The organism is Pantoea sp. GW821-FHT03E06 (genome assembly GCF_059420725.1).
In genome coordinates this window covers 623,115-648,653 of record NZ_JBWKUG010000002.1, presented here as the reverse complement: position 1 = coordinate 648,653, position 25,539 = coordinate 623,115, and the positions used below count along the sequence as shown (strand labels likewise).

The 25,539-nt window shown below is 52.0% G+C and carries 24 protein-coding genes and 1 pseudogene; 9 read left to right on the top strand and 16 right to left on the bottom strand.

Going from position 1 to position 25,539, the window contains the following annotated elements:
- Window positions 1-35 precede the first annotated feature (35 nt).
- The 3 genes from arsC to AC07WB_RS22495 form a co-directional block, all read right to left on the bottom strand.
- On the bottom strand, window positions 36-464 hold the full coding sequence (gene arsC, locus AC07WB_RS22505) for a glutaredoxin-dependent arsenate reductase (RefSeq protein WP_097098147.1): 429 nt from the start codon (window positions 462-464) through the stop codon (window positions 36-38).
- A gap of 47 nt (window positions 465-511) precedes the next feature.
- Window positions 512-1,795 (bottom strand): arsenic transporter, encoded by a 1,284-nt coding sequence (locus AC07WB_RS22500; RefSeq protein WP_494941387.1) that lies wholly within the window; start codon window positions 1,793-1,795, stop codon window positions 512-514.
- A 72-nt stretch (window positions 1,796-1,867) separates the two neighbouring features.
- On the bottom strand, window positions 1,868-2,221 hold the full coding sequence (locus tag AC07WB_RS22495) for a metalloregulator ArsR/SmtB family transcription factor (RefSeq protein WP_494941386.1): 354 nt from the start codon (window positions 2,219-2,221) through the stop codon (window positions 1,868-1,870).
- A gap of 343 nt (window positions 2,222-2,564) precedes the next feature.
- Between AC07WB_RS22495 and AC07WB_RS22490 the strand changes: the two genes are divergently transcribed.
- Window positions 2,565-3,101, top strand: a complete 537-nt coding sequence (locus AC07WB_RS22490; protein ID WP_494941385.1) for a GNAT family N-acetyltransferase — start codon at window positions 2,565-2,567, stop codon at window positions 3,099-3,101.
- Between the two features lie 336 nt (window positions 3,102-3,437).
- On the opposite strand, the gene AC07WB_RS22485 is transcribed toward AC07WB_RS22490, so the two are convergent.
- Entirely contained in the window at window positions 3,438-3,779 is a 342-nt protein-coding gene (locus AC07WB_RS22485) for a winged helix-turn-helix transcriptional regulator (protein WP_097098143.1), read from the bottom strand.
- A gap of 151 nt (window positions 3,780-3,930) precedes the next feature.
- On the opposite strand from AC07WB_RS22485, the gene AC07WB_RS22480 reads away from it, so the two are divergent.
- Window positions 3,931-4,914 carry an NADPH:quinone reductase gene (locus AC07WB_RS22480; protein ID WP_345830417.1) on the top strand — a complete coding sequence of 328 codons (984 nt, stop codon included), beginning with the start codon at window positions 3,931-3,933 and terminating at the stop codon, window positions 4,912-4,914.
- Window positions 4,915-5,057: 143 nt separating this feature from the next.
- On the opposite strand, the gene AC07WB_RS22475 is transcribed toward AC07WB_RS22480, so the two are convergent.
- Window positions 5,058-5,459, bottom strand: a complete 402-nt coding sequence (locus AC07WB_RS22475) for a VOC family protein (protein WP_494941384.1) — start codon at window positions 5,457-5,459, stop codon at window positions 5,058-5,060.
- A 136-nt stretch (window positions 5,460-5,595) separates the two neighbouring features.
- Window positions 5,596-6,198, bottom strand: a pseudogene (locus AC07WB_RS22470) (tyrosine-type recombinase/integrase).
- Window positions 6,199-6,352: 154 nt separating this feature from the next.
- Between AC07WB_RS22470 and AC07WB_RS22465 the strand changes: the two are divergent.
- Window positions 6,353-6,571, top strand: a complete 219-nt coding sequence (locus AC07WB_RS22465; protein WP_400457418.1) for a DUF7661 family protein — start codon at window positions 6,353-6,355, stop codon at window positions 6,569-6,571.
- A gap of 401 nt (window positions 6,572-6,972) precedes the next feature.
- Window positions 6,973-7,803, top strand: coding sequence for an alpha/beta fold hydrolase (locus AC07WB_RS22460; protein WP_494941383.1), 831 nt, complete (start codon window positions 6,973-6,975; stop codon window positions 7,801-7,803).
- Window positions 7,804-7,961: 158 nt separating this feature from the next.
- Here AC07WB_RS22460 and AC07WB_RS22455 read toward each other — a convergent pair whose 3' ends face one another.
- Window positions 7,962-8,390, bottom strand: coding sequence for a MerR family transcriptional regulator (locus AC07WB_RS22455; protein ID WP_345830420.1), 429 nt, complete (start codon window positions 8,388-8,390; stop codon window positions 7,962-7,964).
- Between the two features lie 107 nt (window positions 8,391-8,497).
- On the opposite strand from AC07WB_RS22455, the gene AC07WB_RS22450 reads away from it, so the two are divergent.
- Window positions 8,498-9,451, top strand: coding sequence for an NAD-dependent epimerase/dehydratase family protein (locus AC07WB_RS22450; RefSeq protein ID WP_494941382.1), 954 nt, complete (start codon window positions 8,498-8,500; stop codon window positions 9,449-9,451).
- Between the two features lie 399 nt (window positions 9,452-9,850).
- Window positions 9,851-11,020, top strand: coding sequence for an ROK family transcriptional regulator (locus AC07WB_RS22445; protein ID WP_494941381.1), 1,170 nt, complete (start codon window positions 9,851-9,853; stop codon window positions 11,018-11,020).
- A gap of 31 nt (window positions 11,021-11,051) precedes the next feature.
- Here AC07WB_RS22445 and AC07WB_RS22440 read toward each other — a convergent pair whose 3' ends face one another.
- Window positions 11,052-12,197, bottom strand: coding sequence for a phytanoyl-CoA dioxygenase family protein (locus tag AC07WB_RS22440; RefSeq protein WP_494941380.1), 1,146 nt, complete (start codon window positions 12,195-12,197; stop codon window positions 11,052-11,054).
- 152 nt (window positions 12,198-12,349) lie between these two features.
- Between AC07WB_RS22440 and AC07WB_RS22435 the strand changes: the two genes are divergently transcribed.
- Window positions 12,350-13,366, top strand: a complete 1,017-nt coding sequence (locus AC07WB_RS22435; protein ID WP_345830423.1) for a substrate-binding domain-containing protein — start codon at window positions 12,350-12,352, stop codon at window positions 13,364-13,366.
- Between the two features lie 32 nt (window positions 13,367-13,398).
- Here AC07WB_RS22435 and AC07WB_RS22430 read toward each other — a convergent pair whose 3' ends face one another.
- From AC07WB_RS22430 to AC07WB_RS22395, 8 genes are all read right to left on the bottom strand, one after another.
- Window positions 13,399-14,571: a Gfo/Idh/MocA family protein gene (locus AC07WB_RS22430; protein ID WP_494941379.1), complete on the bottom strand. Its 1,173-nt coding sequence runs from the start codon at window positions 14,569-14,571 to the stop codon at window positions 13,399-13,401.
- Window positions 14,564-15,634: a sugar phosphate isomerase/epimerase family protein gene (locus AC07WB_RS22425; RefSeq protein ID WP_097098136.1), complete on the bottom strand. Its 1,071-nt coding sequence runs from the start codon at window positions 15,632-15,634 to the stop codon at window positions 14,564-14,566. Before AC07WB_RS22425 ends, AC07WB_RS22430 begins: the two co-directional genes overlap by 8 nt.
- Before the next feature lie 74 nt (window positions 15,635-15,708).
- Window positions 15,709-16,635, bottom strand: coding sequence for a substrate-binding domain-containing protein (locus AC07WB_RS22420; protein ID WP_097098135.1), 927 nt, complete (start codon window positions 16,633-16,635; stop codon window positions 15,709-15,711).
- Between the two features lie 169 nt (window positions 16,636-16,804).
- Window positions 16,805-17,920: a Gfo/Idh/MocA family protein gene (locus AC07WB_RS22415; protein WP_494941378.1), complete on the bottom strand. Its 1,116-nt coding sequence runs from the start codon at window positions 17,918-17,920 to the stop codon at window positions 16,805-16,807.
- Between the two features lie 10 nt (window positions 17,921-17,930).
- Complete coding sequence (iolG, locus tag AC07WB_RS22410) at window positions 17,931-18,926, bottom strand: inositol 2-dehydrogenase (RefSeq protein ID WP_345830429.1); 996 nt, start codon at window positions 18,924-18,926, stop codon at window positions 17,931-17,933.
- Between the two features lie 29 nt (window positions 18,927-18,955).
- Window positions 18,956-19,948: a hydroxyacid dehydrogenase gene (locus AC07WB_RS22405; RefSeq protein WP_494941377.1), complete on the bottom strand. Its 993-nt coding sequence runs from the start codon at window positions 19,946-19,948 to the stop codon at window positions 18,956-18,958.
- Between the two features lies 1 nt (window position 19,949).
- The gene (locus tag AC07WB_RS22400) at window positions 19,950-20,765 is read right to left on the bottom strand and encodes an HpcH/HpaI aldolase family protein (RefSeq protein WP_097098131.1); all 816 of its coding nucleotides are present in this window, start codon (window positions 20,763-20,765) and stop codon (window positions 19,950-19,952) included.
- 11 nt (window positions 20,766-20,776) lie between these two features.
- A complete protein-coding gene (locus tag AC07WB_RS22395) occupies window positions 20,777-22,210 on the bottom strand; it encodes an NAD-dependent succinate-semialdehyde dehydrogenase (RefSeq protein ID WP_494941376.1) in 1,434 nt (477 codons plus the stop codon).
- A gap of 404 nt (window positions 22,211-22,614) precedes the next feature.
- Between AC07WB_RS22395 and AC07WB_RS22390 the strand changes: the two genes are divergently transcribed.
- Both AC07WB_RS22390 and iolD read left to right on the top strand, forming a co-directional pair.
- Window positions 22,615-23,544 carry a MurR/RpiR family transcriptional regulator gene (locus AC07WB_RS22390; RefSeq protein WP_494941375.1) on the top strand — a complete coding sequence of 310 codons (930 nt, stop codon included), beginning with the start codon at window positions 22,615-22,617 and terminating at the stop codon, window positions 23,542-23,544.
- A 149-nt stretch (window positions 23,545-23,693) separates the two neighbouring features.
- Window positions 23,694-25,538, top strand: a complete 1,845-nt coding sequence (iolD, locus tag AC07WB_RS22385; RefSeq protein ID WP_097098128.1) for a 3D-(3,5/4)-trihydroxycyclohexane-1,2-dione acylhydrolase (decyclizing) — start codon at window positions 23,694-23,696, stop codon at window positions 25,536-25,538.
- The last annotated feature ends 1 nt before the right edge of the window (window position 25,539 follow it).

Below are 25,539 nucleotides of genomic sequence, written 5' to 3'. Positions count from 1 at the left end.
ACCGGCGAAACGCCGGTTTTTTTCATCCTGCCTGATTACTGGCTGACGCGTTTACCGTCCGCGCCAATCACCACTTCGCCATCTTCCTTGGTGAACGAACCTTTTTGCTGATCAGGCAGAATGTCCAGCACGACTTCGGAAGGGCGGCAAAGCTTCGTTCCCAGCGGAGTCACCACTATCGGACGGTTGATCAGAATCGGGTGAGCTAGCATGGCATCCAGCAACTGTTCATCAGTAAAGCTGTCGCTGGCGAGGCCCAGCTGTTCATAGGGATCAGTGTTTTTACGCAGCAGCGCCCGCACTCCGATTCCCGTCGCTTCAATCAGCCCCTGAAGCGTTTCACGCGTCGGCGGAGTTTCAAGGTAGTGAATAACGGTAGGTTCCGCGCCGCTGTTCAGGATTAGCGCCAGTGTATTACGCGAGGTGCCGCAGGCGGGATTGTGATAAATGGTAATGTCAGACATGGTAAAACCTCGTGTGATGGGGCTGCATACGCCGCCCCGGATTATCATCAGACAGAGAGGCGCAGCGCGAGCGCAGCAAGCGTAACGGTCATTACCGGCAGCGTCATAACGATACCGACCCGGAAGTAGTATCCCCAGCTGATGCGGATGTTTTTCTTGGACAGCACATGCAGCCACAGCAGCGTAGCCAGGCTGCCGATAGGCGTGATTTTCGGTCCAAGATCGCAGCCGATAATGTTGGCGTAAATCATTGCTTCACGCACGACACCCTGCGCAGTGCTGGCATCAATGGAAAGTGCGCCAATCAGCACCGTAGGCATGTTGTTCATTACTGATGAGAGGAGTGCGGTGATATATCCGATTCCCATCGCCGCGCCCCATACACCGGCATCGGAAAAATCGTTAAGCAGCGCGGCCAGATATTCTGTCAGTCCGGCATTGCGCAGTCCATAGACCACCAGATACATGCCAAGTGAAAACACCACAATCTGCCAGGGGGCGTTGCGCAGCACTCTGCGGGTATCAATCACATGGCCGCGCCGTGCGACCAGCCAGAGGATTAGCGCGCCGATGGCTGCAACCAGGCTGACCGGTACGCCGAGCGGTTCCAGCGCAAAGAAGCCCGCCAGCAGTAGAACGAGGACAACCCATCCGGCGCGGAAGGTGCTGATATCGCGAATGGCCTCACGCGGCATCCTGAGCCTGGCTTCATCATACTGCGCGGGAATCTCCTTGCGGAAAAAGAGGTGCAGCATGGCGAGTGTTGCCAGCACCGAAGCGATATTGACCGGCACCATGACCGAAGCGTAATCCCTGAATCCCATATGGAAAAAGTCAGCTGAGACGATATTCACCAGGTTAGATACGATGAGTGGCAGGCTTGACGTATCAGCGATAAATCCAGCCGCCATCACGAACGCCAGCGTGGCACCCTGGCTGAATCCGAGTGCCAGCAGCATGGCAATCACGATGGGCGTCAGGATCAACGCCGCGCCATCATTAGCAAACAGCACTGCTATCGCCGCTCCTAGCAATACAATATAGGTGAAAAGCAGCTTTCCGCTGCCGCCGCCCCAGCGTGCCACGTGCAGCGCCGACCACTCAAAAAACCCTGATTCATCCAGCAGCAGGCTGATAATGATCACCGCAATAAACGTGGCCGTTGCGTTCCAGACTATCTGCCATACCACGGGAATATCACCGATATGAACCACGCCGGTTGCCAGCGCCAGCGCGGCTCCGGCAACAGCGCTCCATCCGATACTAAGCCCGCGTGGCTGCCAGATAACAAATATCAGTGTAAGAATAAAAATTGCGCCTGCCAGCAGCATGCTTCCTCCGTTGATAAGTCTTAGAAGTCTAAAAACACATTCGATAATTCGGATGTGTTTGGCTAAATTTTTTTACAGGCAGACAGCCCTGCCGTTAGTTGTGGCATGATCCAGCTGTGAATGATCGGCCAGGTCACGAATTTCATCACGCTGGCTCAGCCACGCCTGATCAATGACAGAAGCCGCCCACACTGGCATGTGTGGAGACAGGCGATAGTGGATCCACTTGCCGTCGCGCCGGTCACTGAGTAACCCGCTGGATCGCAGCAATGCAAGGTGGCGGGAAATTTTAGGCTGAGGAAGGTTCAGTGCCCCAGTGAGTTCACACACACAGAGCTCTCCCTTTTCTTTCAGCAGCAGCACCAGTGTGAGACGTGTTTCGTCCGAAAGGTTTTTAAAAAGTTGTAGTGGTGTCAGAGATAACATGTTGAAACCCGATTAAGGAAAGCCTGAAGGTATTGGCAAGAGGATAGAACAAAAACATATTCAATAAAAGGAATATGTTTTAGGGAAGACCATACTATCTCATGGGGTATTTAAAATTTCCCGCTTTTGAATAATGCACCTAAAAATTAGCAAGACCCGCTTCTGGCACAGAGCGGCCAGATATGAGAGCCCTGTGCGGTATGAGCGAGGAGCAGACGTCAAAATGATGGCGACATGCAAATTTTGCCAAATTAACATAACAGTGCTGTTGTGAAGCCGAAATTTTCTGGCTATAAAAACAGTAAGATAACTCATTGAATGAATCAAAAACTCAGGAGAAATTTTGCGGCTAACCACCTCCCGACTGCATCTTCGGCTTGTAATCACCTCAGACGCAGATGACCTTTTCAGAATTTATGGCGATCCTGCCACGAATACATTTAATCCCGCAGGCCCATATCCTGATATTGATTATGCCCGTGATGTTTTGGCTCGCTGGCTTAAACACTGGGAAGATTACGGTTTCGGAAACTGGGCTATCTCGCTGAACGATGATCCTAAAAGGCTCATCGGTTTTGGCGGGCTGAATATCCGCAGTTATGCCAATACCACTATCAATAACCTAGGATATCGGTTCTCTGCTGAGTCATGGGGAAGAGGGCTGGCGACAGAGTTTGCTAACCATGCGGTCAGTTATGGATTTGGTGAGCTAAAACTGCCGGATATCTCTGCAGTAGTAAGAGCAAACCACCTTGCATCGCAAAAAGTCCTGACTAATTCCGGACTCAGGTATGTACGGGACATTCAGGATGTGACAAATGCGCCCGCCAGCATGCTGTTTACACTGACTCACGCCGAATGGGATAAAAAGTCAGAGTAAGAGAGCAATTCAGTCGCTTTTACATAAGACTACTTTCGCTCACCCGTTTGTGTTGACCCAGAACGCAGATGTCCGCTTCTGGCACAGAGCGGACAGATATGAGAGCCCTGTGCGGTATGAGCGAGAAGCGGAAGTTCACCATTTTACTCGTCTCTGATCAGGTTTTAACGACCCAGCGTATCAGCCAAACGGTAACTCGTCGGAATGCAAAACTAATGGTTATTGGACGCTGAAGGTCCGCTGTGAGCGAAAAGCGGAAGCTAAGAATGGATATTTACATCGGAATGTCCTGCGCAATGGTGAGCTGGTTACTCAACACCAAAAACGGGTACATAATTAATGATCCTTTTTTCGTTGCCTGGATACATAGGCATCTCCCCAAGCTTTCATCGTCTCGAGTACAGGAGCGAGAGTAAAACCTAATTCAGTGAGTGAATATTCAACTCGTGGGGGGACCTCTGCAAATATTTTCCGGGAAATAATGCCATGAGCCTCAAGTTCTCTAAGTTGTAGCGTCAATGAACGCTGCGTCACACTACCTATGAGTTTACGAAGTTCTCCAAATCGCTTGGTCCCACTGAGCAGATAATAAATGATCAACGGTTTCCATTTACCCCCGGCTACTGTAATGGTTGCTTCTACGGTGCATTGGTAATTCTGTTCTTCCTCGATTTTCATCAATTTAGACACTCCATTAGTATACTTATTATCCCTATGTATCATAAGAGTGCCTACTTTTAAATACTATCCATAGAGCTTAAAGTACACCAAGGAACAAGACTAAAACGTATAATGATTTATTTTCAATTCATACATAGGGTTACAACTAATGAAAGCCGCATATTATGACACTCAAGGTAATGCATATGATGTACTGAAAATTGGTGAAGTTTCTAAACCCAGCCCCGGTCCGAATGAAGTACTCGTGCGTATTTACGTTTCAGGAATCAATCCATCAGACATCAAGGCAAGAACAGCTTTCTCTGCGAGCATGCCATATGCCCGCATCATTCCCCATCAGGATGGCGCAGGTGTGATTGAAGCAGTTGGTGAGAACGTATCGTCAGAACGACTTAATGAGCGTGTCTGGCTTTATGAAGCACAATATGGACGGGCGTCAGGAACGGCAGCAGAGTTCGTTGTCGTACCAACAAGTCAGGCTGTAAGACTCCCCGATAATGTTTCGTTTGAAACAGGCGCTTCACTTGGAATTCCAGCCCTTACCGCTCACCGCTGCCTTTTTTCAGACGGTGACCTTAAAGACCGCCGGGTACTCATTCATGGCGGAGCTGGAGTGGTGGGAACTGCAGCAATTTTATTAGCTAAATGGGCCGGTGCATGGGTTGTTACCACGGTGAGAAATGCTCAACAAGCGGCGATAGCAAAAATTAATGGTGCTGATTTAGTACTCGACCATACAGCTGGCGATGTGGCAAATATCATCATGGCGAATACAGATAATCAGGGGGTTCATCATATTGTCGATGTGGCTTTGAAAGAGAACCTTGATATCAACCTGGCTTGTTTGTCTCAAGGAGGAGTTATTAGCTCTTATGCTACGAGTAGCGCAACAGAAACAATTTCTGTTCCACTTCTCAAAGCCATGATGCACGGCTGTGTACTCCGCTTTGTCTATATATACAAAGTTCCCATGGACGTTAAAAAAGCCAGCGCAGAAGATATTAATTCCTGCCTTGAAACTGGAAGTTATGCACCTTTAATAGGCTTAAATCTGCCGCTTGAGAAAATAGCCGACGCTCATTATACAGTGGAACATGCAAAAGTGATCGGTAAAGTCCTTATACACATATAATGGCATCCTTAAAAATCAGTGCGCTAAGTGGTGACTGAGTTCCGCTTCTGGCGCGAAGCGGACGCAGAAGAAAGTCAGCTATGAGCGAAAAGCGGAACTGGGATTGAGGCCGATTACGCATTAGTAACCGGACCCTCTAAGAGTTAACTTTGCTTGTTCTGGTAAAGATCCCAGCGGTTGCCGTAGATGTCTTCAAACACAACGACCATCCCGTACTCCTCCTCTCGCGGCTCCTGGCAGAAGTGGACGCCTTTCGCCTTCATAGCGTTATAGTCGCGCCAGAAGTCGTCAGTCTGCAGGAACAGGAATACCCGTCCGCCGCATTGGTTGCCGATAAAGCATTCCTGCCGCTCGTTTGAAGCACGGGCCAGGAGAAGATTACAGTCGCTTTCCGTATTCGGCGTCACAACGACCCAGCGCTTACCCGGCTGCGGCGTGTCTTCTACCAGCGTAAAGCCCAACTTGTCGGTGTAGTACTCAATCGCGCGGTCATAGTCGTCGACCACGATGGCCACATAACCCATACATCTTTTTTGCGTTCTCATTTCTGCTCCATCAGATTTCAGACACAGCTGTCTTGAAACAACTTTTTAACACAGTCGAACGTTACTAGCTGCATTGATAAGTCCAAAATAATAACGTCCGCTTTTAGCACAGGGCTGCTGTTGCAGCCCTGACAAGTTAGACTTCAATCGACTCTGATATTTCCAGGGCATCATCTACTTCGATGCCTAGGTAACGTACTGTGCTTTCGAGTTTTTTGTGACCCAAAAGTAACTGGATCACACGAAGATTTTTCGTTTTTTTATAGATCAGATATGGCTAGGTTCTGCGCATGGAATGCGTACTGTAAAGCGTTTCATCGAGATCCAACTTCTCAATCCATCCATGAAAAATACGATTATATTGTCTGGTTGAAATGTGTCTTGAAGAACCAATGCGGGACTGAAAAAGATAGTCGCTACTACGTAGATGAGCCATTTTGATCCATGCGGCTACTGCTTCTCTGGTTCCCTTCGTCAGTTCAAACTGGACAGGGCTGCCCGTTTTTTGCTGAAGCACAGTCGCTCTGCCCGAAACAGTGTGTCCATAGGCCACATCAGAAACTTTCAACTTAACCAGATCACAGCCCCGAAGTTTACTGTCCAGAGCCATGTTAAACAGAGCCAAATCTCGGACTTTTCCTTCCAGCTCAAGACGGATACGAATTCCCCAGATATGAGAGATCTGAAGAGGTCGTTTCTGGCCAATAATGCGGCTTTTGTTCCAGGGGGATATTGTCATGTTCAATCTCCATTGGGTAAGGAGATGTGATTATGGTTGTCTCATTTGAGCGATAAGCCGACGCTGGCCATTCATCTATCTACGATTTTTTTATTGACCTGCCCAGACGTATAGCATTAATTCAGAGAATCATTAGCATGCCCGGAGGTTGCATATGTTGGTATATAACGTTTTTGGGCGGCATATTGGCGTTCAGCGTGAGAATGATCGGTGGTTGGTATTTCGTGTTGACCTGACAGAGAGAAAGTTTTCTCGGCTCTATGACGTCGCGATTCCAGACGATATGACAGAAGGCGAGATTGCTGGCTGGCTGAGTGATATATTTCATGAAGCCGCAACCGAGCGTCATCCAAATGTGGAACGCATCGAATAAGGATTTGATGAATAGCATGACTCTGAGTCCGCTTTTGGCACAAAGCGGACTGACGGTAGGCTAAGGTCCGCTATGAGCGAAAAGCAGACTGCGTGATATAGCAAGTCCTGCTTTTTGAAGTCAAAATCATGACTCTAGCAAACCATGAGCTCTCCTTCCTGCGATACCTGAGTCAGAAATCCCCTGCTCTCCCGGAGAGGTTTTTTGTAACCTACACTCAAAGCCCTCAAACAATCTCACAACCCTCATTGACCTTCAAGTTGACTTTAAACCTATACTACAGTCACGGTTGATTCAGAGCCGGTGAAAGGATCGGTACTTATCAGTTCGTTCTGCCCTTTACGAAGAGTTGAGCAGGATAAGCACAGTCCATTGACAGTTTATCTGAGTGGAGAAGTGACATGGGTTATGTAACAACTCGCGATGGCGTTGAAATCTTCTACAAGGACTGGGGTCCAGGGGATGGTAAAGTTATTTTTTTCCATCATGGCTGGCCTCTGAGCAGTGATGACTGGGATGCCCAGATGTTATTCTTCGTAAATAAAGGCTTCCGCGTTGTGGCACATGACCGGCGCGGGCATGGTCGCTCAGGACAGGTGTGGGATGGCCACGACATGGATCATTACGCAGATGATGTTGCAGCCGTTGTGGAACACCTTAATGTACAAGGCGCGATGCATGTTGGCCATTCAACCGGCGGTGGCGAAGTTGTACGTTATATAGCCAGGCATGGTGAAGATAAAGTTTCAAAAGCCGTGTTAATCAGTGCCGTACCGCCATTGATGGTGAAAACCGACAATAATCCACAGGGAACGCCGAAAACAGTATTTGATGACATGCAGGCGCAACTGGCTGCTAATCGCGCTCAGTTCTATTATGACGTTCCTGCTGGACCATTTTATGGATTTAACCGCTCCGGTTCGGCTCCTTCCGAAGCTGTCATTTATAACTGGTGGCGACAGGGCATGATGGGTAGCGCCAAAGCGCATTACGATGGGATCGTTGCTTTTTCGCAAACCGACTTTACTGAAGACCTCAAAGGAATATCCATCCCCGTACTGGTGATTCATGGCGATGACGATCAGGTTGTCCCTTATGATGATTCCGGTAAGTTGTCGGCTGAACTGGTCCAAAATGGGAAACTCAATACTTATAAAGGAGCTCCCCACGGCATACCCACTACACACGCGGATCAGGTGAACGCAGATCTACTTGCATTTATAAACAGTTAATCCAGCTGATAAAATATATAAGTTGAAGACTCCGTTACCGGTACAAAATACCGGTAACGGAGTCTTCATGCTTGTGAACAAGGGAACCGTGTCTTACAAATCAGACTTCGTTAATTCACTCTTCATTCTGAAACAGACCTGGCGCAATGTTTGCCAGATTACTTAATAGAATGAAGAACCGGCGTATCAACCTGCATTAGCCTCATAACCCGCAACATATTTTCCTGGCATGAAATACCCTCCGGCCTGTTTTCGATGCCGCTGATTAAATGCAGTATCATGGTCTGATTTTCCCTGAGTTGCTGCTGCAGGAGTCGGATCTCCTCAACCCTGGATTCAAGAGAAGCAATTAATCCTTCATGGTTCCAGCTTTCTTTCCCCTGAGGTAATACCTGACGGATTTGCTCAAGCGTGAATCCAAATCCCTGTGCCCGGTCAATAAGCATGAGGATCAGGGCGGTCTCAGGCGGATAATGGCGATAGCCATTATCCTGTCGGGGAGGGGCACTTATCAGGCCTTCCGCCTCGTAATAACGGATGCGGGAAGGTGTAAGCCCCGTCGCTTTTGCAAGATCTCCTATCTTCATTTCATCTCCAGTGACCGCCCTTGACATTAAAGTTAACTTTAATCTTATACTTTTAAAAAAGTCAAAGTCCCGGGACTTCCATCAAAAATTGTATGAAGAGGAAATAAATGCAAACGATTCTGGGAGCAAGCGGACAGATTGCCCGGGAACTTGCCCGCGAGTTAACACATTCCTTCAGTGCTGAGCTGAGGCTTGTCAGCCGCAATCCGCATAAAGTCACTAAAAGCGACACCCTTATGTCGGCTGATTTGCTTGATGGCAGTCAGACTCTGGATGCGGTAAAAGGAAGCCGCATTGTGTATTTTGCGGCAGGACTGCCACCGGATTCCTCCCTCTGGGAGGAGCAGTTTCCTGTAATGCTTCAGAATGCACTGAATGCCACCCGGCAAGCAGGGGCTCATTTTGTCTATTTTGACAATACGTATATGTACCCTCAGGACGGCAGACTGCAGATGGAAGATATGCCGTTCCAGCCATCAGGGCGAAAAGGGCGAGTCCGGGCTAAGATGGCGAATATGGTTCTGGAGGAGATGCTGCGGGGTGATATTCCTGTACTCATTGGTCGCGCCCCTGAATTTTATGGGCCCGGGAAAACCCAGAGTTTTACCAATGCCCTGGTTTTAGACAGACTTAAAGCTGGAAAAAAACCACTCGTCCCATTGCGTGATGACTCATTACGTACGCTCATCTGGACCCCTGATGCAAGCCGGGCTTTAGCGCTGCTGGGTAACACGCCAGATGCCTACGGTCAGACATGGCATCTGCCCTGTTGTGAAGAACGAATCACCTATGCGCAGTTTGTTTCTCTGGCGTGCAGTGTATTTGGAAAAGAACCGTCATGGTCAGTTCTGAGGAAATACTCCTTATATATTGCGGGTATATTTTCTAAAGGGCCTCGTGAACTGCGGGAACTCCTTCCCCGCTATGAAGCTGATAATCTTTTTGACTCATCAAAATTTAAGATGCGCTTCCCGGACTTTCGTATAACAAGTTACAGGCAGGGGCTGGAAAGTATATACGCTGAATGGAAAGCCACCTCCGCGTTGAAGAAAGATAATTAACCATTATGGCTGGTTGTGAATAACAGGCTCTGACAAACACCAGAAGGTTTTGCATGATTCGGACTATTTTACATGTTTGAACCATAGGAAAGTAATGTCCGCTTCTGGCACATTGCGGACATCTAATTATGAAAAGTCTGCGATCAGCGAGAAACTCACTGACCCGCTTTCCAATGAATAACCATCAAGATAGGCGCCATCCTTCATAAGCAACGCGAAGTTAACTCATCCGTGTTCGTTAGCTATGACGTTAATTTTGCGTCCGTACCGGCATGACCAATTTGCTGTTGCGCTTAGCCAACCCCCATTCAACGTCCCGAAAGGGTTGTAATTACTGTGGCCGATCATAGATATTGATGCGGCTATTCACAGCGCGGTTGAATGAGGGAAGAAAGCAAGGTGAAAACGTCGGGAACCAATCTGGAACATGCACGGGCGCATAATCGTCGCGTGATCATTGAAGCCATTCGCCTGCACGGCGAACTCACCCGCGCCGAACTGGCTCGCCTGACCGCGCTCACGCCGCAAACCGTTTCAAATATCGTTGCCGAACTGGAGCAGGCGGAACTGCTCACCAGCCGTGAGCCGCGCAAGCAAGGACGTGGGCAACCGGCCATTCCGGTGACGCTCAATCCTGCCAGCGCCTTCTCAATTGGCATCCATCTGGATCACCAAACGCTGCTGATTGTGCTGGTGGATCTCACCGGTGAAATTCACTTCCGCCGTCTTATTCTGGTGCAAAAGCCCGAGCCAGATGCCACTTTAGCGCGCATCGAAGCGGTGCTGGCTGAAATCAAAACGCAACTCGGCGAGCGCTGGCGCAAAGTGCTGGGCATTGGTGTGGTGATGCCGGGTCCGTTTGGTGTCGAAGGCATCTCCTCGGTAGGACCCACCACGCTGCACGGCTGGGAGCAGGTGGATATTGAAGCCAAACTGGCAGCGATGAGCGGCGTGCCGGTGACGCTGGAGAACGATGCCACGGTGGCGGCGATTGGTGAACGTTTTTATGGCGTGGCGCGCCAGCTCAACTCGTTTATCTATCTCTATATCGGCACCGGTTTGGGTGCTGGCATCATTATGGATGGCCACGTTTACAGCGGCCATGCGCATAACGCCGGTGAAGTGGGGCATGTGGTGGTTGAGCCTGGTGGACGCGAATGTTATTGCGGCAATCATGGCTGTCTTGAGCGCTATGTATCGCTGCAGGCGGCATATGAGTTTTGCGGTCTCGATCCGATGACGGCGCTGCCGGAAGATTTACTGGAGGTCGATCCGGCGCTGTTTGATCGCTGGATTGATACCGTGCTCACGCCGCTGCGCCAGGCGATTAATCTGCTGGAGTGCATTTTCGATGCTGAAAGTGTGATTATCGGCGGCATGATACCGGCTGCGCTGCTGGACAAAATCATTCGCCGCCTGCCACCGCTGTATCAATCAGTACGCGGCCGCTACCTTACCGGCACCCGCTTAAAAATCGGTATGACCGGCAGCGATACCGCCGCGCTGGGTGCTGCAGCGCTGCCGATTTTTGACGAATTTAATCCGCAGTTTCAGGTGCTGATGAAGTGATCAGACCGGGTAATCGCCCGGTCTGTCGCTGCTACGCTTCTCTTCGAGTACTTTGCTCATCCAGTTTCTGATTGAACTGGCTCGGGCTCCACTCTTGCTGCAAGGCCTCGTGCACCAAAGCCTGCTGCGTCTGCGGAACCATGCCGCCTAACGGTGGATCGGTATCGAGATTAGTGGGGAAGGAGTAACCGCGCGCCGCCACGTTGACGACCGTATTGAGCTCCTGCTGGGTAAGCTGGCTGTTTTGCAGCAGCGGGTAAATCAGCTTGAGCAACTGTTCGTGGTTTACTTTCTCCATCGGAACGCCAAATGCGGAGGAAACCTGCAGCAGGTTGGCGGTTCTAACATGATCGCTGGTGGTATTGTTACCTGCGGCATGGAACAGCGCCGGATTGAAGAACAGGCCATCACCTTTTTCCAGCGGCAGCTGGACGTAATTGTGATTAAAGAATTCAACGAACTCTGGGTCACGATAGGCGATATAACCCAGCTCATACTGATGTGACCACGGCAGTAAACGGGTCGGGCCGGATGCCAGCGGCATATCCGTGTGTGCCACGGCACCTTGCAACGTCAGATATTGCGAAAGGATCTGTACCGGCACCGGGAATTCAGATGCGAACGCACTCTGCTGGAAGCCCAAATGGTAATCCCGGTGCGGCTGCTGGGCTTCGCCGCCGGGGCGCACCTGATTCACTTGCGAGGTCATGCTCCACGCTGGGCCCAGCCACGCCTGACAAATCAACTCCAGCGTCGGATTCGCGTAGTAATCAACAAACGTTTGCGGGCTGGTTTCCGCCAGTTTTTGCAGCGCGTTCCAGATACGTCCATTGTTGCCCGCGCGTGAGAAGTGATCGGCCTGAATTTTAGATTTGGCCTCATGACTCATGATGGTTTCGAAAGCCTGCGAGGTGCGATCAATGACGTCGAGATCGCTGTATAAACCACGTACCACAAAAACGCCGGGACCATAAGAAAGGGCTTTGTGCAGTTCGCTGAGCAGCGCTTTTTTATCCGTTTTCGCCGCGGTGTCCAGCGTCTCTCGATCGTAAACCAGCACGTTGGCAACCGCTTCGCTCGCCAGCGGATAATCACTGGTATCGAGCTGCTGAGTACAAAATGTTTTGAAGTCTTCAACAGAGACCTGATCTTCACGGGCAAAATAGGGTGACATCATAACGACCTCATTTTAGAGATGGAGTGACAGAGCGTTATCAGCCGCCAGTGCAACATTACCTGGCGTCGTGATAGGGTTGATGAGAGTTAAAATAGCAGTTACATTTCTTTAACAGCACATCAAAAACACCTCACTCCTACATCATGTGACCTATGCCAAAATTTACGCAAAAACAGATTTCAGCCCAGTCCGGATTAAGCCTCGCCACCATCGATCGTGCGTTGCATAACCGCGGCCGGGTACATCCGCAAACGCAGCATCGAATTCAGCAAGCATTAGCCGATTTGGAGTTGCAGCAAAAAAGCAGCCTGGCGCAAGGGCGGACAATTTACTTCGATGTCATCATGCACACGCCAGAGCGTTTCAGTGAGTTGGTAAAAGAAGCCTTTAGTAGCCAGATATCCAGTTTCGCCTCTTTCCGCATCCAGCTTAGATTCCATTGCAGTGAAGAGATGACGGTGGAGGAAGTGGAACGATTGTTGAAAAAGTGCTCGCTGAGCACCCATGGCATTATCCTGAAGGCGATGAATTCAAGCCAGCTGGTGCCGGTTATTAACAATCTGATTAAGCAGCGCATTCCGGTTGTTACGGTGGTTACGGATATCACGGGTAGCCATCGGCTGCGTTACATTGGCATGGATAACGTCAGCGCGGGACAGTCGGCAGCCTTCCTGATGGCAAAATGGTTGGGTAACGAACCGGGCACGATTGCCGCCATCACCGGCAATAAAGCGTTTGTTGGGGAACAGGATCGCATCCGCGGTTTTCAGGAGGGAATGAAATCCTTTTCCCCCCAACATCAGATAAAAATCGTCGCCGGTGGATCGGGCATAGATCATCTGATGTACCAAACCCTGCAAACCTTCCTGCAGGATAATCCCCAGATTGATGCGGTTTACACCGTGGGTGGCGGAAATGCCGGCATTTTGCGCGCATTAGAAGAACGCAACATTCAGCCTAAGGTGTTTGTTGGGCACGACCTGGATCGGGAAAATCGCGCGTTGATGCAGGCGGGTAAAATCGACGCGCTGATTGAGCATAATCTGCAACTGGATGCGCAGCACTCATTTAAAACACTGCTGGAATTCCACGGGTTTTTACCTGAAACGCGTAGCAACGCAACCTATTCACGCATCAATATCATCATGCGCTACAACATGTATACCTAACGAAGCCTGACGGCGTCAGGCTTCTGTTGGCATCAGCGATATTTTGGCTGCTTCCATACCGTACCCTGTTGATGGCTATCGACCACTGCATCGACAAAGGCTACCCCCTTTAGGCCATCATGGATTTGCGGGATAAGTGCGCCAATGCCAGAAACCGCGCGCTGTTCGTCACGCGCGCGCAGTGCCGCAGCAAAGCCGCTGTACAGATTGGTAAAGGCTTCGATATAGCCTTCAGGGTGGCCTGGCGGTGTGCGAGTGCGCGCCCGGGTTATCGCATCCAGATCGTCACGCCCCCGTTTAATAATCTGGGTATAGCCTTCCAATGAGGTGTAAATCAGTTCGTTCGGCTGCTCTTGCGCCCAGGTCAGGCTACCGGTTTCGCCGTAAACTCGCAGCCGCAGCGCATTTGAACAGCCTATGGCAACCTGCGATGACCACAACATGCCGCGCGCGCCGCCCTCATAGCGAATCAGCACATGGGCGTTATCGTCCAGCGCTCGCCCTTCCACAAAGGTGGCTAAGTCAGCGGCCACGCTCTCCGCTTTCAATCCGGTTACATAACCGGCGAGATGATAGGCATGGGTGCCAATATCGCCAATCGAGCCGCCGCGTCCATTCTTTTGTGGATCGACGCGCCATGCTGCCTGCTGGTTATTTTTCAGCTCGACGCCGGTCGCCATCCACTCCAGCGGATACTCCACTTGCACGGTCCGCACCTTGCCAATCAGTCCAGCCTGGACGCGCGCGCGGGCTTCCACGATCAGCGGATAGCCGGAATAGGTGTAGGTCACGCCAAGAAAACGGCCGGTCTGGCTCACCACTTCGGCCAGCGCTTCGGCATCCTGCAACGTGGTAGTGAGCGGTTTTTCACAGATCACATCGATGCCGGCTTCAAGAAAGGCCTTGGCGATGGGGAAGTGGGTGAAGTTAGGCGTACAAATGGCGACAACATCAATACCGTCTGCGCGCGCCGCCTCAAACTGCGCCATGGTGGCGTAATCGCTATAAGAACGCTCAGGGGCGATATAGTTTTGCGTGGCAAAGCGGTGCCCGCGCTCGGCGTCAACGTCAAACGCGCCCGCTACCAGTTCATATTGATCGTCAAGACGCGCTGCAAAACGGTGAATACCGCCAATGTAGGCACCCTCGCCACCGCCGACCATGCCTAATCGGATACGACGTCCATTCAAAGGTGATCTATTCATCTTTCGCTCCTGTAATACCCAAAATTTTGCGGTTAAGTGACCGATCGGCGTAGGACTTACAAAAATCATCAAACGATTTATCGGTGACGCGAATAATGTGGTCGCTGATGAACTGCGCGCCTTCACGTGCGCCATCTTCCGGATTCTTAAAGCAGCACTCCCACTCCAGCACCGCCCAACCCTCAAAGCCATAACCGGTTAACTTCGAGAAAATCCCGCCAAAATCAGTTTGGCCGTCACCAGGTGAGCGGAAGCGTCCTGCCCGGCTGGTCCAGGGTTGATAGCCGCCGTACGCACCGGTTTTGCCATTCGGCCTGAACTCGGCATCTTTGACATGGAAAGCCTTGATGTGCTGGTGGTAGTGATCGATATAGCTCAGGTAATCAATGCCCTGTAATACCAGATGGCTGGGGTCATACATGATGTTGCAGCGTGGATGGTTGTGGGTTTTTTCCAGGAAACGCTCGAAGGTCACGCCGTCATGCAGATCTTCCGTAGGATGGATCTCATAGCAGAGATCGATTCCCTGTTCATCGAAAGCATTGAGAATCGGTATCCAGCGCCGCGCCAGCTCGCTGAAGCCCTCATCAATCAGGCCTTCTGGCCACTGCGGATAGGGATAGAGATAGGGCCACAGCAGCGTGCCAGAGAAAGTGACATGCTTCGTCAGGCCTAAGCGGCGTGATGCGCGTGCTGCCAGGTAAAGCTGCTCAGTGGCCCACTGCTGGCGCACGTGCGGATCATTACGCACGCTTTCAGGGGCGAAGCTATCGGCGGGTAAATCGAAAGCCGGATGCAGTGCGACCAGCTGGCCCTGCAAGTGGCTGGCTAAATCGGTCAGCGCCAGCTCGTGCTCAGCCAGTACGCCAAGAATTTCATCAGCATAGGTCTGGCTTTCAGCGGCTTTGCGCAGGTCAATCAGACGAGAGTCCCAACTGGGGATTTCTACGCCCTTAAATCCTTTTTCCGCCGCCCAACCCGCCATGCCAGCTAAAGAATTAAAAGGCGCATCGTCGCCAGCGAACTGCGCCAGAAATACCGCGGGGCCTTTAATCGTTTTCATAACTTCTCCGAATTAAAAAAAAGGCACCTGCTGCCTTCACAGGTGCAAACAACAGACACAGAAGAAAGCGAAAGTTAATTAGTCATAAACTTCTGGTAGTTTTGCGGTGTGACCAACTGGAAAGGAATAAAATTAACATCCTGGATTTTTTCACCTTTGGCGGCTTTTTCTGCCATATCCACGGCGCCATAGGCTTGTGATTTCGCATCCTGGAATACGGTGACAGTGAGTAAACCGGTTTTTATCGCCTGTAAACCATTCGGACCGCCGTCGGTGCCGCCAACTAAAATATCTTTGCCAATTTTAATGCCGTTACTTTTAATGGCCATGGCGGCACCAATAGCCATTTCGTCCGCGTTAGCGGAAAGAATATCAATTTTGTCGCCCGACAGAATCCAGTTATTCATGAGATTCATGCCGTCTTCACGCATCCATTTCGCTGTGTCTTCAACAATTACATGCATATTAGGATGTTTGGCAATAATCTCTTTCGCGCCTTGCGTTCTGAAACGGGTGGCATCATTACTTAATAAACCTTTCATGATGGCGACATTAACGCTTTTGCGATCTTTAACCAAATCTGCCAGATACTGCATCTGCAAACGTCCCGCTTCAATTTCATCGCTGCCGATATAGCTCACGCCATCGCCCATTTTGGCGTCTGAAGGCATACGGTTAAGAAATATCAGGGGGACTTTGGCGGCGCGTGCCGCGTCAGCCATATTCTTGGTTCCCTGGGTATCAACCGGATTAACAATGATGACGTCGACTTTACCGTTAATAAAACTTTGCACCTGGCTAAGTTGTTTATCTACGGCGCCCTGAGCGTCCTCAAATTGAATTTTCATATCAGGATGCGTTTTCGCCTGCTCGATAATATATCCTCTCAGGCGTGAGAGAAATACGTCATCCATTTGGGCGATACTTACGCCAACCTGTACGGCATTAACAGCAGGGCTTAGCGAAAGTAAGGTAAGGCAGAGTAAGATGATTTTTTTCATAATAGCATTCCACATTTATGATTAATCTCAGAACCAGTCTGATGTCGGGTTTTTTATTATTAACTTCACTTGTGTAGGGTTTATTTACAGCACTTTTATGTCGTGCACGATCTGGAACGGCTGATAATAGAAATTACAGAGCGGCATCCCTGCCTTACGACCTGATGTTTTAGATCGTTATCCAACTTTTTTCACGTGAAGAGGCGACGGCAGCATCGACCAACTTCTGAATTTGATATGCTTCAGTAAAATCGGGGCCAATAGATTTCCCCTCATTGATTGATTGAATAAACTCCAGCATTTCGATAGTTTTTAAATCATTAAATCCAAGCTGGTGTCCCGGAGCCGGGCAGAATAGGGCATAAGGATAATGTTCGGGTCCGGCCACCAGCGTTTTAAAACCGTTGGTCGCTTCATGTTGATTGAACTGGAAATATTGCAGTTCGTTGAAACGCTCCTGATTAAAAATCAGCGCGCCTTTAGAACCGGTAATTTCAAAGCCCAGCTGCATTTTATGGCCTGAAGCCACCCAGTTAGCTTCAACATGCCCGCTGCAACCGCGCGCAAACTTCACCGTAAGACGAGCGATATCATCCACTTCAACGGCTTTGGTATTTGCGGCACCGGCACTTTCCGGGCGTGTTTTAATCACGGTTTCCAAATCGGCAAACAGTGACGAAATGGGACCAAGCAGAAAGCGCGCCATGCCAAGAATATGGCTGCCCAGGTCGGCCACGGCACCGGCGCCGCCTGAGGGATCCAGTCGCCATGACCAGGGGATCTCTGGATTGGCCATAAAGTCTTCGGCATGAATACCGCGAAAACCGGTGATATCGCCCAGATCGCCTTCCGCTATCATCTTTTGCGCCAGCTTCAGTAGCGGATTTTTAACGTAATTAAAGCCAACCTGGGTGACCACGCCTGCTGCTTTGGCGGCCAGCACCATGCGTTCTGCGGTTTGGCTATCCGGTGCCAGCGGTTTTTCGCAGTGCACATGTTTGCCCGCCGCAATTGCCGCTAGCGACTGCTCGGCGTGAAAGCGATTGGGTGAGGTGATTGAAATGACATCGATTTCAGGATCGTCAATCAACTCCTGCCAGTTATTGGTTGAACGTTGAAAGCCATACTGCTGTTGGGTACGGCGGGCAGCTTCACCGTCAATGTCCGCAACGCACACCAACACCGGCTGCACCTCGCCTGAAAAGTTGGCTGCCGCGCGCCAGGCCATAGCGTGAGATTTGCCCATGAAGCCGGTGCCAATAAGGCCAATACCTAATTTGCGCATCACAATGTCCTTAATTCAGTTTCACCACGGCCTGAGTATCGGCGGAGAGCTGTGCAGCATCGGCAAGGCGTAGCGCCTGGCAGCCATCATGAATAGTGACAGGCAGCGCGGTACCCTTGCTGATGGCCTGAATAAAGGCGTCGATTTCCAGCCGATACGCATCGGTATAACGCTGCATGAAGAAGTCCAGCAGCGGACCGCGCACTTCGGTGTGCTGCGCGCCAAAATGGCGCACCGTGGTCTCACGGTGGTTGTCATTGATCATCATGCCGCCAGAACCAAATGCCTCCAGGCGCTGATCGTAGCCATATACCGCCTGACGGCTGCAGTTAATCTGGCACTGTTTACCGGAAGCCGTACGCAGCTGCACCATCACGGTGTCGTAATCCCCTAACGCCTCCAGCGAAGGCTCAAACAGGCGGCTGCCGGTGGCAAACACCTCTACCGGTTCCTCGCCCAAAATCCAGCGCGCGAGGTCAAAATCATGGATCACCATATCGCGGAAGATACCGCCGGAATGCTTGAGATAATTCAGCGGTGCCAGACCCGGATCGCGGCTGGTGATCACCACCTGATGCAGGTCGCCAATATCTCCCTGAGCGATACGCTGATGAATTTCGTTAAAGCCGGGATCGAAGCGACGGTTGAAACCCAGCATTACTCTGCTGGCCTTCTCGCCCAGCGCTTTTTCGGCCGCCAGCGCTTTGTGGATATCAAGATCCACCGGCTTTTCGCACAGCACGGCTTTGCCTGCATTGGCTGCGGCGAGCATCAGTTCGACGTGGGTATCGGTAGGTGTACCAATCACCACGGCGTCAACAGCAGGATCGTGAATCGCCTCAAGCGGATCTTGCACCGCGCGACCGCCCCACAGGGCTGTCAATGCATTAGCATTTTCGATAAATGGATCGGCAACCATAACCAGCTGCGCGTCTTTGTGGCGTGCCACGTTGGCGGCATGGACCTGGCCAATACGGCCAGCGCCGAGGATGGCGATTTTGAGCATGATGTTCTCCGGGTCGAGTTTTATTGTTATCAGGGTAATTGGCTCATCAGGTCGTTAAGCGCCAGAACCTGCTTATTGACCACCAGATCCGTATCGAGCTGACCAGTGAAATAGTCAACGATATTAGTGGCGGCGGAGACCGACATGCGCATCGCCGCTTCTTCGGTGAGCCCCGCCGAATGGGGGCTGAGGATTAATTTATCGCGCTGGGCTAGCAGCGCAGTGTGCAGGGCGGGTGGCTCCTGCTGTAACACATCCAGACCCGCGCCGCCCAGCGCATCGTTTTGCAGGGCGGTTGCCAGCGCCTCTTCATCGACAATGCCGCCGCGTGCGGTATTGATCAAAATGGCGTGACGTTTCATCAGTGCCAGTTCTTCTGCGCCAATCAACGGTTTTTCGCCGCTCAACGGCAGATGAATGGTGATCGCATCTGCCAGCTGCAAACCGTCATTGATGGCAGTTATGCGGGCTACGCCGCTTTCTTCAAAAGCGTTATCGGGCAGGAAGGGATCGTAAGCGATGACTTTCATGCGGAAGCTTTTCGCCAGGCGCGCCACTTCGCGGCCGATACGACCAAAACCGAGGATGAATAAGGTTCTGCCAGCCACCTCAACCGCAGAAAAACTGTTGCGACGATTCCATTCCCCATCACGAATACTGTTATCGAAATAGCAAAGGCGTTTTGCCAAAGCCAGCAGCATGGACAGGGTGTGCTCCGCCACGGAAAGCGAATTCACATTGCCGACAATGGTCAGCGGAATGTTGCGTTCGGTGAGGGCGGCAACATCAACCGAGTCATAACCCACACCGTGACGTGACACCACGCGCAGATTTTTCGCGGCAACGATCTCTTTTGCCGTGAGCGGTTGCGTGCGGATTAACAGCGCATCCGCCTCAGCCATAAAAGGGGCATAACTTTCCACGCTAACGTCGTGCACCAACTGCACCGTGAAACCTGGCGCGCTATTGAGAATATCGATCCCAGCCTGATGAATTTTTCCGGCAACCAGAATGTTTGGCATGTTAGTAACCCCCCGCCTGGGTTGATGGTGCTGTTACGCCGTTACCGTTAAGTTCGCGGAACTGCTGCACGCTGCTGGCTGCTGCACCACGCAACAGCTGGACATCATTGGAAAGGGTGACTAAATCGAAGCCCCATTGCGCCGCGTTGGCCGCATAAGCGGCAGAACCATTGTGCAAACCCGCTTTCTTCCCGGCGCGATGGGCGGTGGCGAGAATATGTTTAATTGCATCGACAATTTCCGCTTCAGTGCGATCAAAGCCAGTGCGATATTTTCTCCCGGTGAGGCCCAGCGTCAGGTCGGCCGGGCCGATATAGACGCCATCGAGACCGGGCGTGGCGACAATCGCTTCGATATTTTCAAAGGCTTCTGCGGTTTCAATCATTGCGAAACACACCACGTGATCGTCGGCATGCTGGCCGTAATCCTGACCGGCAGAGAACGTCACGCGCGTTGGACCAAAGCTGCGGCTGCCATGGGGCGGATAGCGTACGCAGGAGACCAGCGCCTGCGCTTGCTCAGCGGTACTGATCATGGGACAAATAATGCCCCATGCACCGGCATCGAGTGACTTCATGATGATGCCCGGCTCTAGCCAGGGCACGCGCACCATGGGGGCAACGCCGCTGGCGCGCATCGCCTGTAGCATATGCGTTGCCTGCTCATAGCCGACAAAACCGTGCTGCAAATCGATAGTCAGCGCGTCGTAACCCTGCTCAGCCATGATCTCAGCGGTGAAGGCGTTGGCGATGCTAAGCCAGCCATTAAGTACGGTTTGTCCTTCATTCCAGCGTGCTTTGATATTATTCAGCTTCATCAATGCATTCCTTACAGCACGATTTGCGCGAGTTTGACGTTCATATAGTCGTGAATACCTTCACTTCCGCCTTCACGGCCCATGCCGCTGGCTTTCACGCCGCCGAACGGTACTTCGGCAGCGGCCAGCGCATAACTGTTGATACCGACCATACCGGCTTCGAGGCGCGCAACGGTTTCACGGATGCGGGCCGGATCGTGGGTAAAGGCGTATGCGGAGAGGGCAAAGTCAGAGTTATTAACGCGCCGCCACAGATCGTCGCTGTCGCTAAATGCGGTGATGGCGGCGATAGGGCCAAAGTTCTCTTCGGCGATCGCCAGCGCATCATCGGGAACATCCGCTATCACGGTAGGGGCGTAAAAATAACCGCCGTTTAATTCGATACGCTCGCCGCCGGTCACGATGCGCGCCCCTTTATCGCGTGCATCCGCCACAATCGCTTCGATAGCTTTAAGACGTCGAGGGTTGATCAGCGGGCCCATTTGCGTTCCCTCATCCAGCCCGTAACCCACCTTGAGTTTTTTCGCGCGCTCGGCAAAACCTTGCACAAAGTCGTGGTAGCGGCTTTGGTGTATATAAAAGCGATCGCAGGTGACACAAACCTGGCCGCAGTTGGCAAATTTGGTGGCTACGGAAAGGTCGAGCGCTTTTTCCAGGTCGGCATCTTCAAAGACGATGACCGGCGCGTTGCCGCCTAACTCCATGCTCAGGCGCTTGATGGTGGCCGCTGAATCGCGAATCATCTGCTGGCCGAGTTGCGTTGAGCCGGTTAGTGAGACTTTCTTCACCACGGGCGAAGCAATCAACGGTTCATAGGTTGCGGCAGTCGGCCCAACAACCAGATTGGCCACGCCAGCCGGCAGTCCCGCTTTGCGCAGACACTCAAAGATCATCATGGCGGAGCCAGGGACTTCACTGGAGGGACGCAACACCACCGTGCAGCCGGCGGCGAGCGCAGGTGCGAGCTTGCGTGCCACTAGCACCACCGGAAAATTCCACGCGGTAAAAGCCGCCACCACACCGACCGGTTCGTGTGACACTTCGCAGCGCCCGCCCGGCACCCGGCTTTCTACAATGCGACCATAGATGCGACGTGCCTCCTCGGCGTACCAGATAAATTGATCGGTCGATAATTCCCACTCACGTTTGGCCTGTGCTAACGGTTTACCGCTCTCTTGCGAGATCATCTGCGCGGCTTCTGCCGCTAATAGCGTCATCTCTTTTGCCACCGCCTGCAGTAAATCTGCCCGCGCCCAGCCCAGGGTTGTTCGCCACTCGACCAGTGCCGCTGCTGCACTTGCCAGCGCAGATTGGGTGTCAGCGGTAGAGGCGGCGGCTATTTCACCCAGCGTTTTTCCATTACCGGGATCGGTAACGATCACCGGCTCTTTACCGCTGCCTTTAAGCCATTCGCCATTAATAAACTGTCCAAAGTTTTGATACATGTTGATCCGTTCCTCCGGTAGCGGTTTCAGGCTAAAGACAATTGACCTGAAACGGTCGGCTGAGAGGGAAAAGAAGGGAGTGAAAATCCCTCATCAGCATTGATAGTTGCAATGTTAGGATCGGAGCAATAAAAATTGCAATGATATGACTGGTGTGAGGTGAAATTGAGGGTTTAGCGTAAATTGTTGTTGAATATCATGTGGTAAGAATCTTCTTTTTCAGGTGGTTGAGGTGTTTCATTAAGACTAAAAGTGAATTTTTCGAAGCAAATCACAAATATCACGCTGAGTTTTTCCCAGTTGGAAACGAATAGGTTAGAACTAATTGCATTAGAGTTTTACTTGCAATTTTTATTGCGGTAGCGTGCTGGCGAGACGGGCTTTACGCCAAAAAGGAATGATGGATGAGTAAAATCGAGAAGATGCAGGCCACGCTGCCTCATGAGAATTACGAGCAAATTGTGGATGAAATTACCAAACGCTATGCGCAGTTGTCGGTGCGACACCAGCAGGCAGCCCGCTATGTGACACAAAACCCAAACACGGTGGCACTGGAGTCGATTAACGCTGTTGCCGCTAAATGCGGTCTGCACCCCTCGGTGCTGGTGCGTTTTGCGCAGGTGTTTGGCTATAGCGGTTTTAAACAGATGCAGAGCGTGTTTCAAACCCGCCTTGCCACTGCGGCGCCGGGGTACAACGAGCGCATCACCGCGCTGGAAAACGATCTGCGCAAGAATGAGCAAAATGGCAGCCTTGGCTTTCTGCAAAGTCTGGTGATCCGGGATATCGCTACATTGCAGGAGCTGCTGAGCAACGTAACGGAGGCTGATCTTGATGCCACCGCGACGTATCTGAAGAAGGCGGAAACCATTTACATCGCCGGTCAGCTGCGCTCCGAGCCCATTGCGTTACTGCTACGCTACCTGCTGACCATGCTGAATCGCCGGGTCATCCTGCTGGATTCCGCCGGCGGACTGGCGCCGGAAATGGCTAACCATATGCGCGAAAATGATGTGCTGATCGCCATCGCCTTCCGTCATTACGCCAAAGAGGTGATTGCCATTGCCGACCACGCCAGCGCACGCGCCATTCCGGTGATCGCGATTACCGATGGTCCGTTATCGCCTTTAGCCAAAGGCGCCAGCGTGCTGTTCAACATTCCGGAAGAGGAGTACAGCTTTTCACGCTCGCTGGCCGCGCCGGTGTGTCTGGCGCAAAGCATTGCTATGGCGCTGGCGGCGGTTTTACAGCCTGAAGTGGCGCAGCCGCGCATTGAAACCATTACTGAACGTGAAAAACGCGCTGAATCACCGCGCAAACGCAACCGCGCATAATGTGAATTAACGGGCTCCCGCCTGCTTTTAAGCGGGAGTTTTGTCGCCTGAAGTTGCAACTTATATTGCTAATATTTCGTTATGGCAATTTAAATTGTGAGATGAACCGCGATGCTGCCGAGCAGCATCTCTGAAGAGTGAGTGAGGATATGGCTACGATTCGTTGCACGACAGCTCAGGCGATAGTTCGCTATCTGAGCAATCAGTTTACCGAAGTGGATGGCAAGCGCGTACCGCTGTTCCCGGGCGTGTATGGCATTTTTGGTCACGGCAATGTCACTTGCCTGGGCGAGGCGCTGGAAGCGGCGCAGGATGTATTGCCGACCTGGCGCGGACAGAATGAGCAATCGATGGCATTTGCGGCCGTGGGTTTTGCTAAGGCGATGGTACGACGTCAAATCATGGTGGTTACCGCCTCGATTGGTCCTGGCACCACCAATCTGCTTACCGCAGCGGGCGTGGCGCATACGAGCCGCTTGCCGCTGCTGATGATCTGCGGTGACAGCTTTGCCCGTCGTCATCCCGATCCGGTGATGCAGCAGGTCGAGCATTTCAACGATCCGACCCAAACGGTGAATGATGCCTTTAAAGCGGTGTCGCGCTACTGGGATCGGATTACCTATCCTGAACAAATCCTCTCCTCTCTGCCACAGGCCGTGGCAACCCTGCTCGATCCCGGCGACTGTGGCCCAGCATTTATTGGCGTATGCCAGGACGTGCAGGAGATGGCGTGGGATTACCCAGAAGAGTTCTTTACTCCGCGTTTGCATCTGATGCCGCGTCCACGTCCCGATCGTCAGCTGCTGGCTCGCGCCGTTGCATGCCTGAAACAGGCCAAACGCCCGCTGATTATTTCCGGTGGCGGCGTGCGCTACTCGCAGGCTGAAGCAGAACTGGCGCAGTTTGCCCAGGCGCATGGCATCCCGGTGGTGGAAACCATCGCCGGCAAGGGCGCGTTTACCCACGACCATCCAATTCATTGCGGGCCGATTGGCATTCTCGGTTCAACGTCAGCCAATGCGCTGGCCGCCGAAGCGGACGTAGTGATTGCGGTGGGCACGCGCTTGATGGATTTCGTTACCGGTTCGTGGACGGTGTTTGATCGTAACGCGCAATTTATCGCCCTCAATGCCGCGCGCTTTGATGCACACAAGCATTTCGCCATCCCGCTTGAGTGTGATGCCCGCGAAGGCATTACCGAACTCGATACGGCGCTCGGCGACTGGAAAGCAACCGACAGCTGGCTGGAGAAAGGGCGCCGGGAATTTGCCAAATGGAACGAGCTGATCGCTGCGCGTCAGGAGCGCACGGTAGCGGAAGGCGATCCTACCTATGCGCAGGTCATCGGCGTAGTGAATGCGGCTGCCGCGGCTGAGGATTACATCATCAGCGCGGCGGGCGGCTTGCCGGGCGAACTGGTGAAAGGCTGGCGGGTGAAGAACCCCGGCACATTTGACTGTGAATTTGGCTTCTCCTGTATGGGCTATGAGCTCTCCGCCGGATGGGGCGTGGCGATGGCTGAGCAGGATCGCGACGTGTTCGTGATGATCGGCGACGGCACCTACATGATGATGAATTCCGATATCTACTCCAGCGTACTTTCCGGGCACAAATTCATTCTGCTGGTGTGTGATAACGGCGGCTATGCGGTGATCAACCGCTTGCAGAATGCCAAGGGCGGCGCGTCGTTCAATAACCTGCTGAAAGATTGCCGGGTGCAAGAGCCGTTTCACGTCGATTTCGTCGCGCATGCGCAATCGATGGGGGCGCTGGCGCGCAAGGTTTCTTCGCTGGATGAACTTGAAGAAGCCATCAGCTGGGCCAAAGGCAACGATCGCACTACGGTCATCTCGATTGCGACGCATCCTTTTGATTGGACGCCGGGCGATGCCTGGTGGGATGTCGGGGTGCCGGAAGTCAGCGCGCGTGACAGCGTCAACAAAGCGCGTGAAGAGCACGTCAAAGGCCGCCTGGCGCAGCGCGTCGGCATTTAAT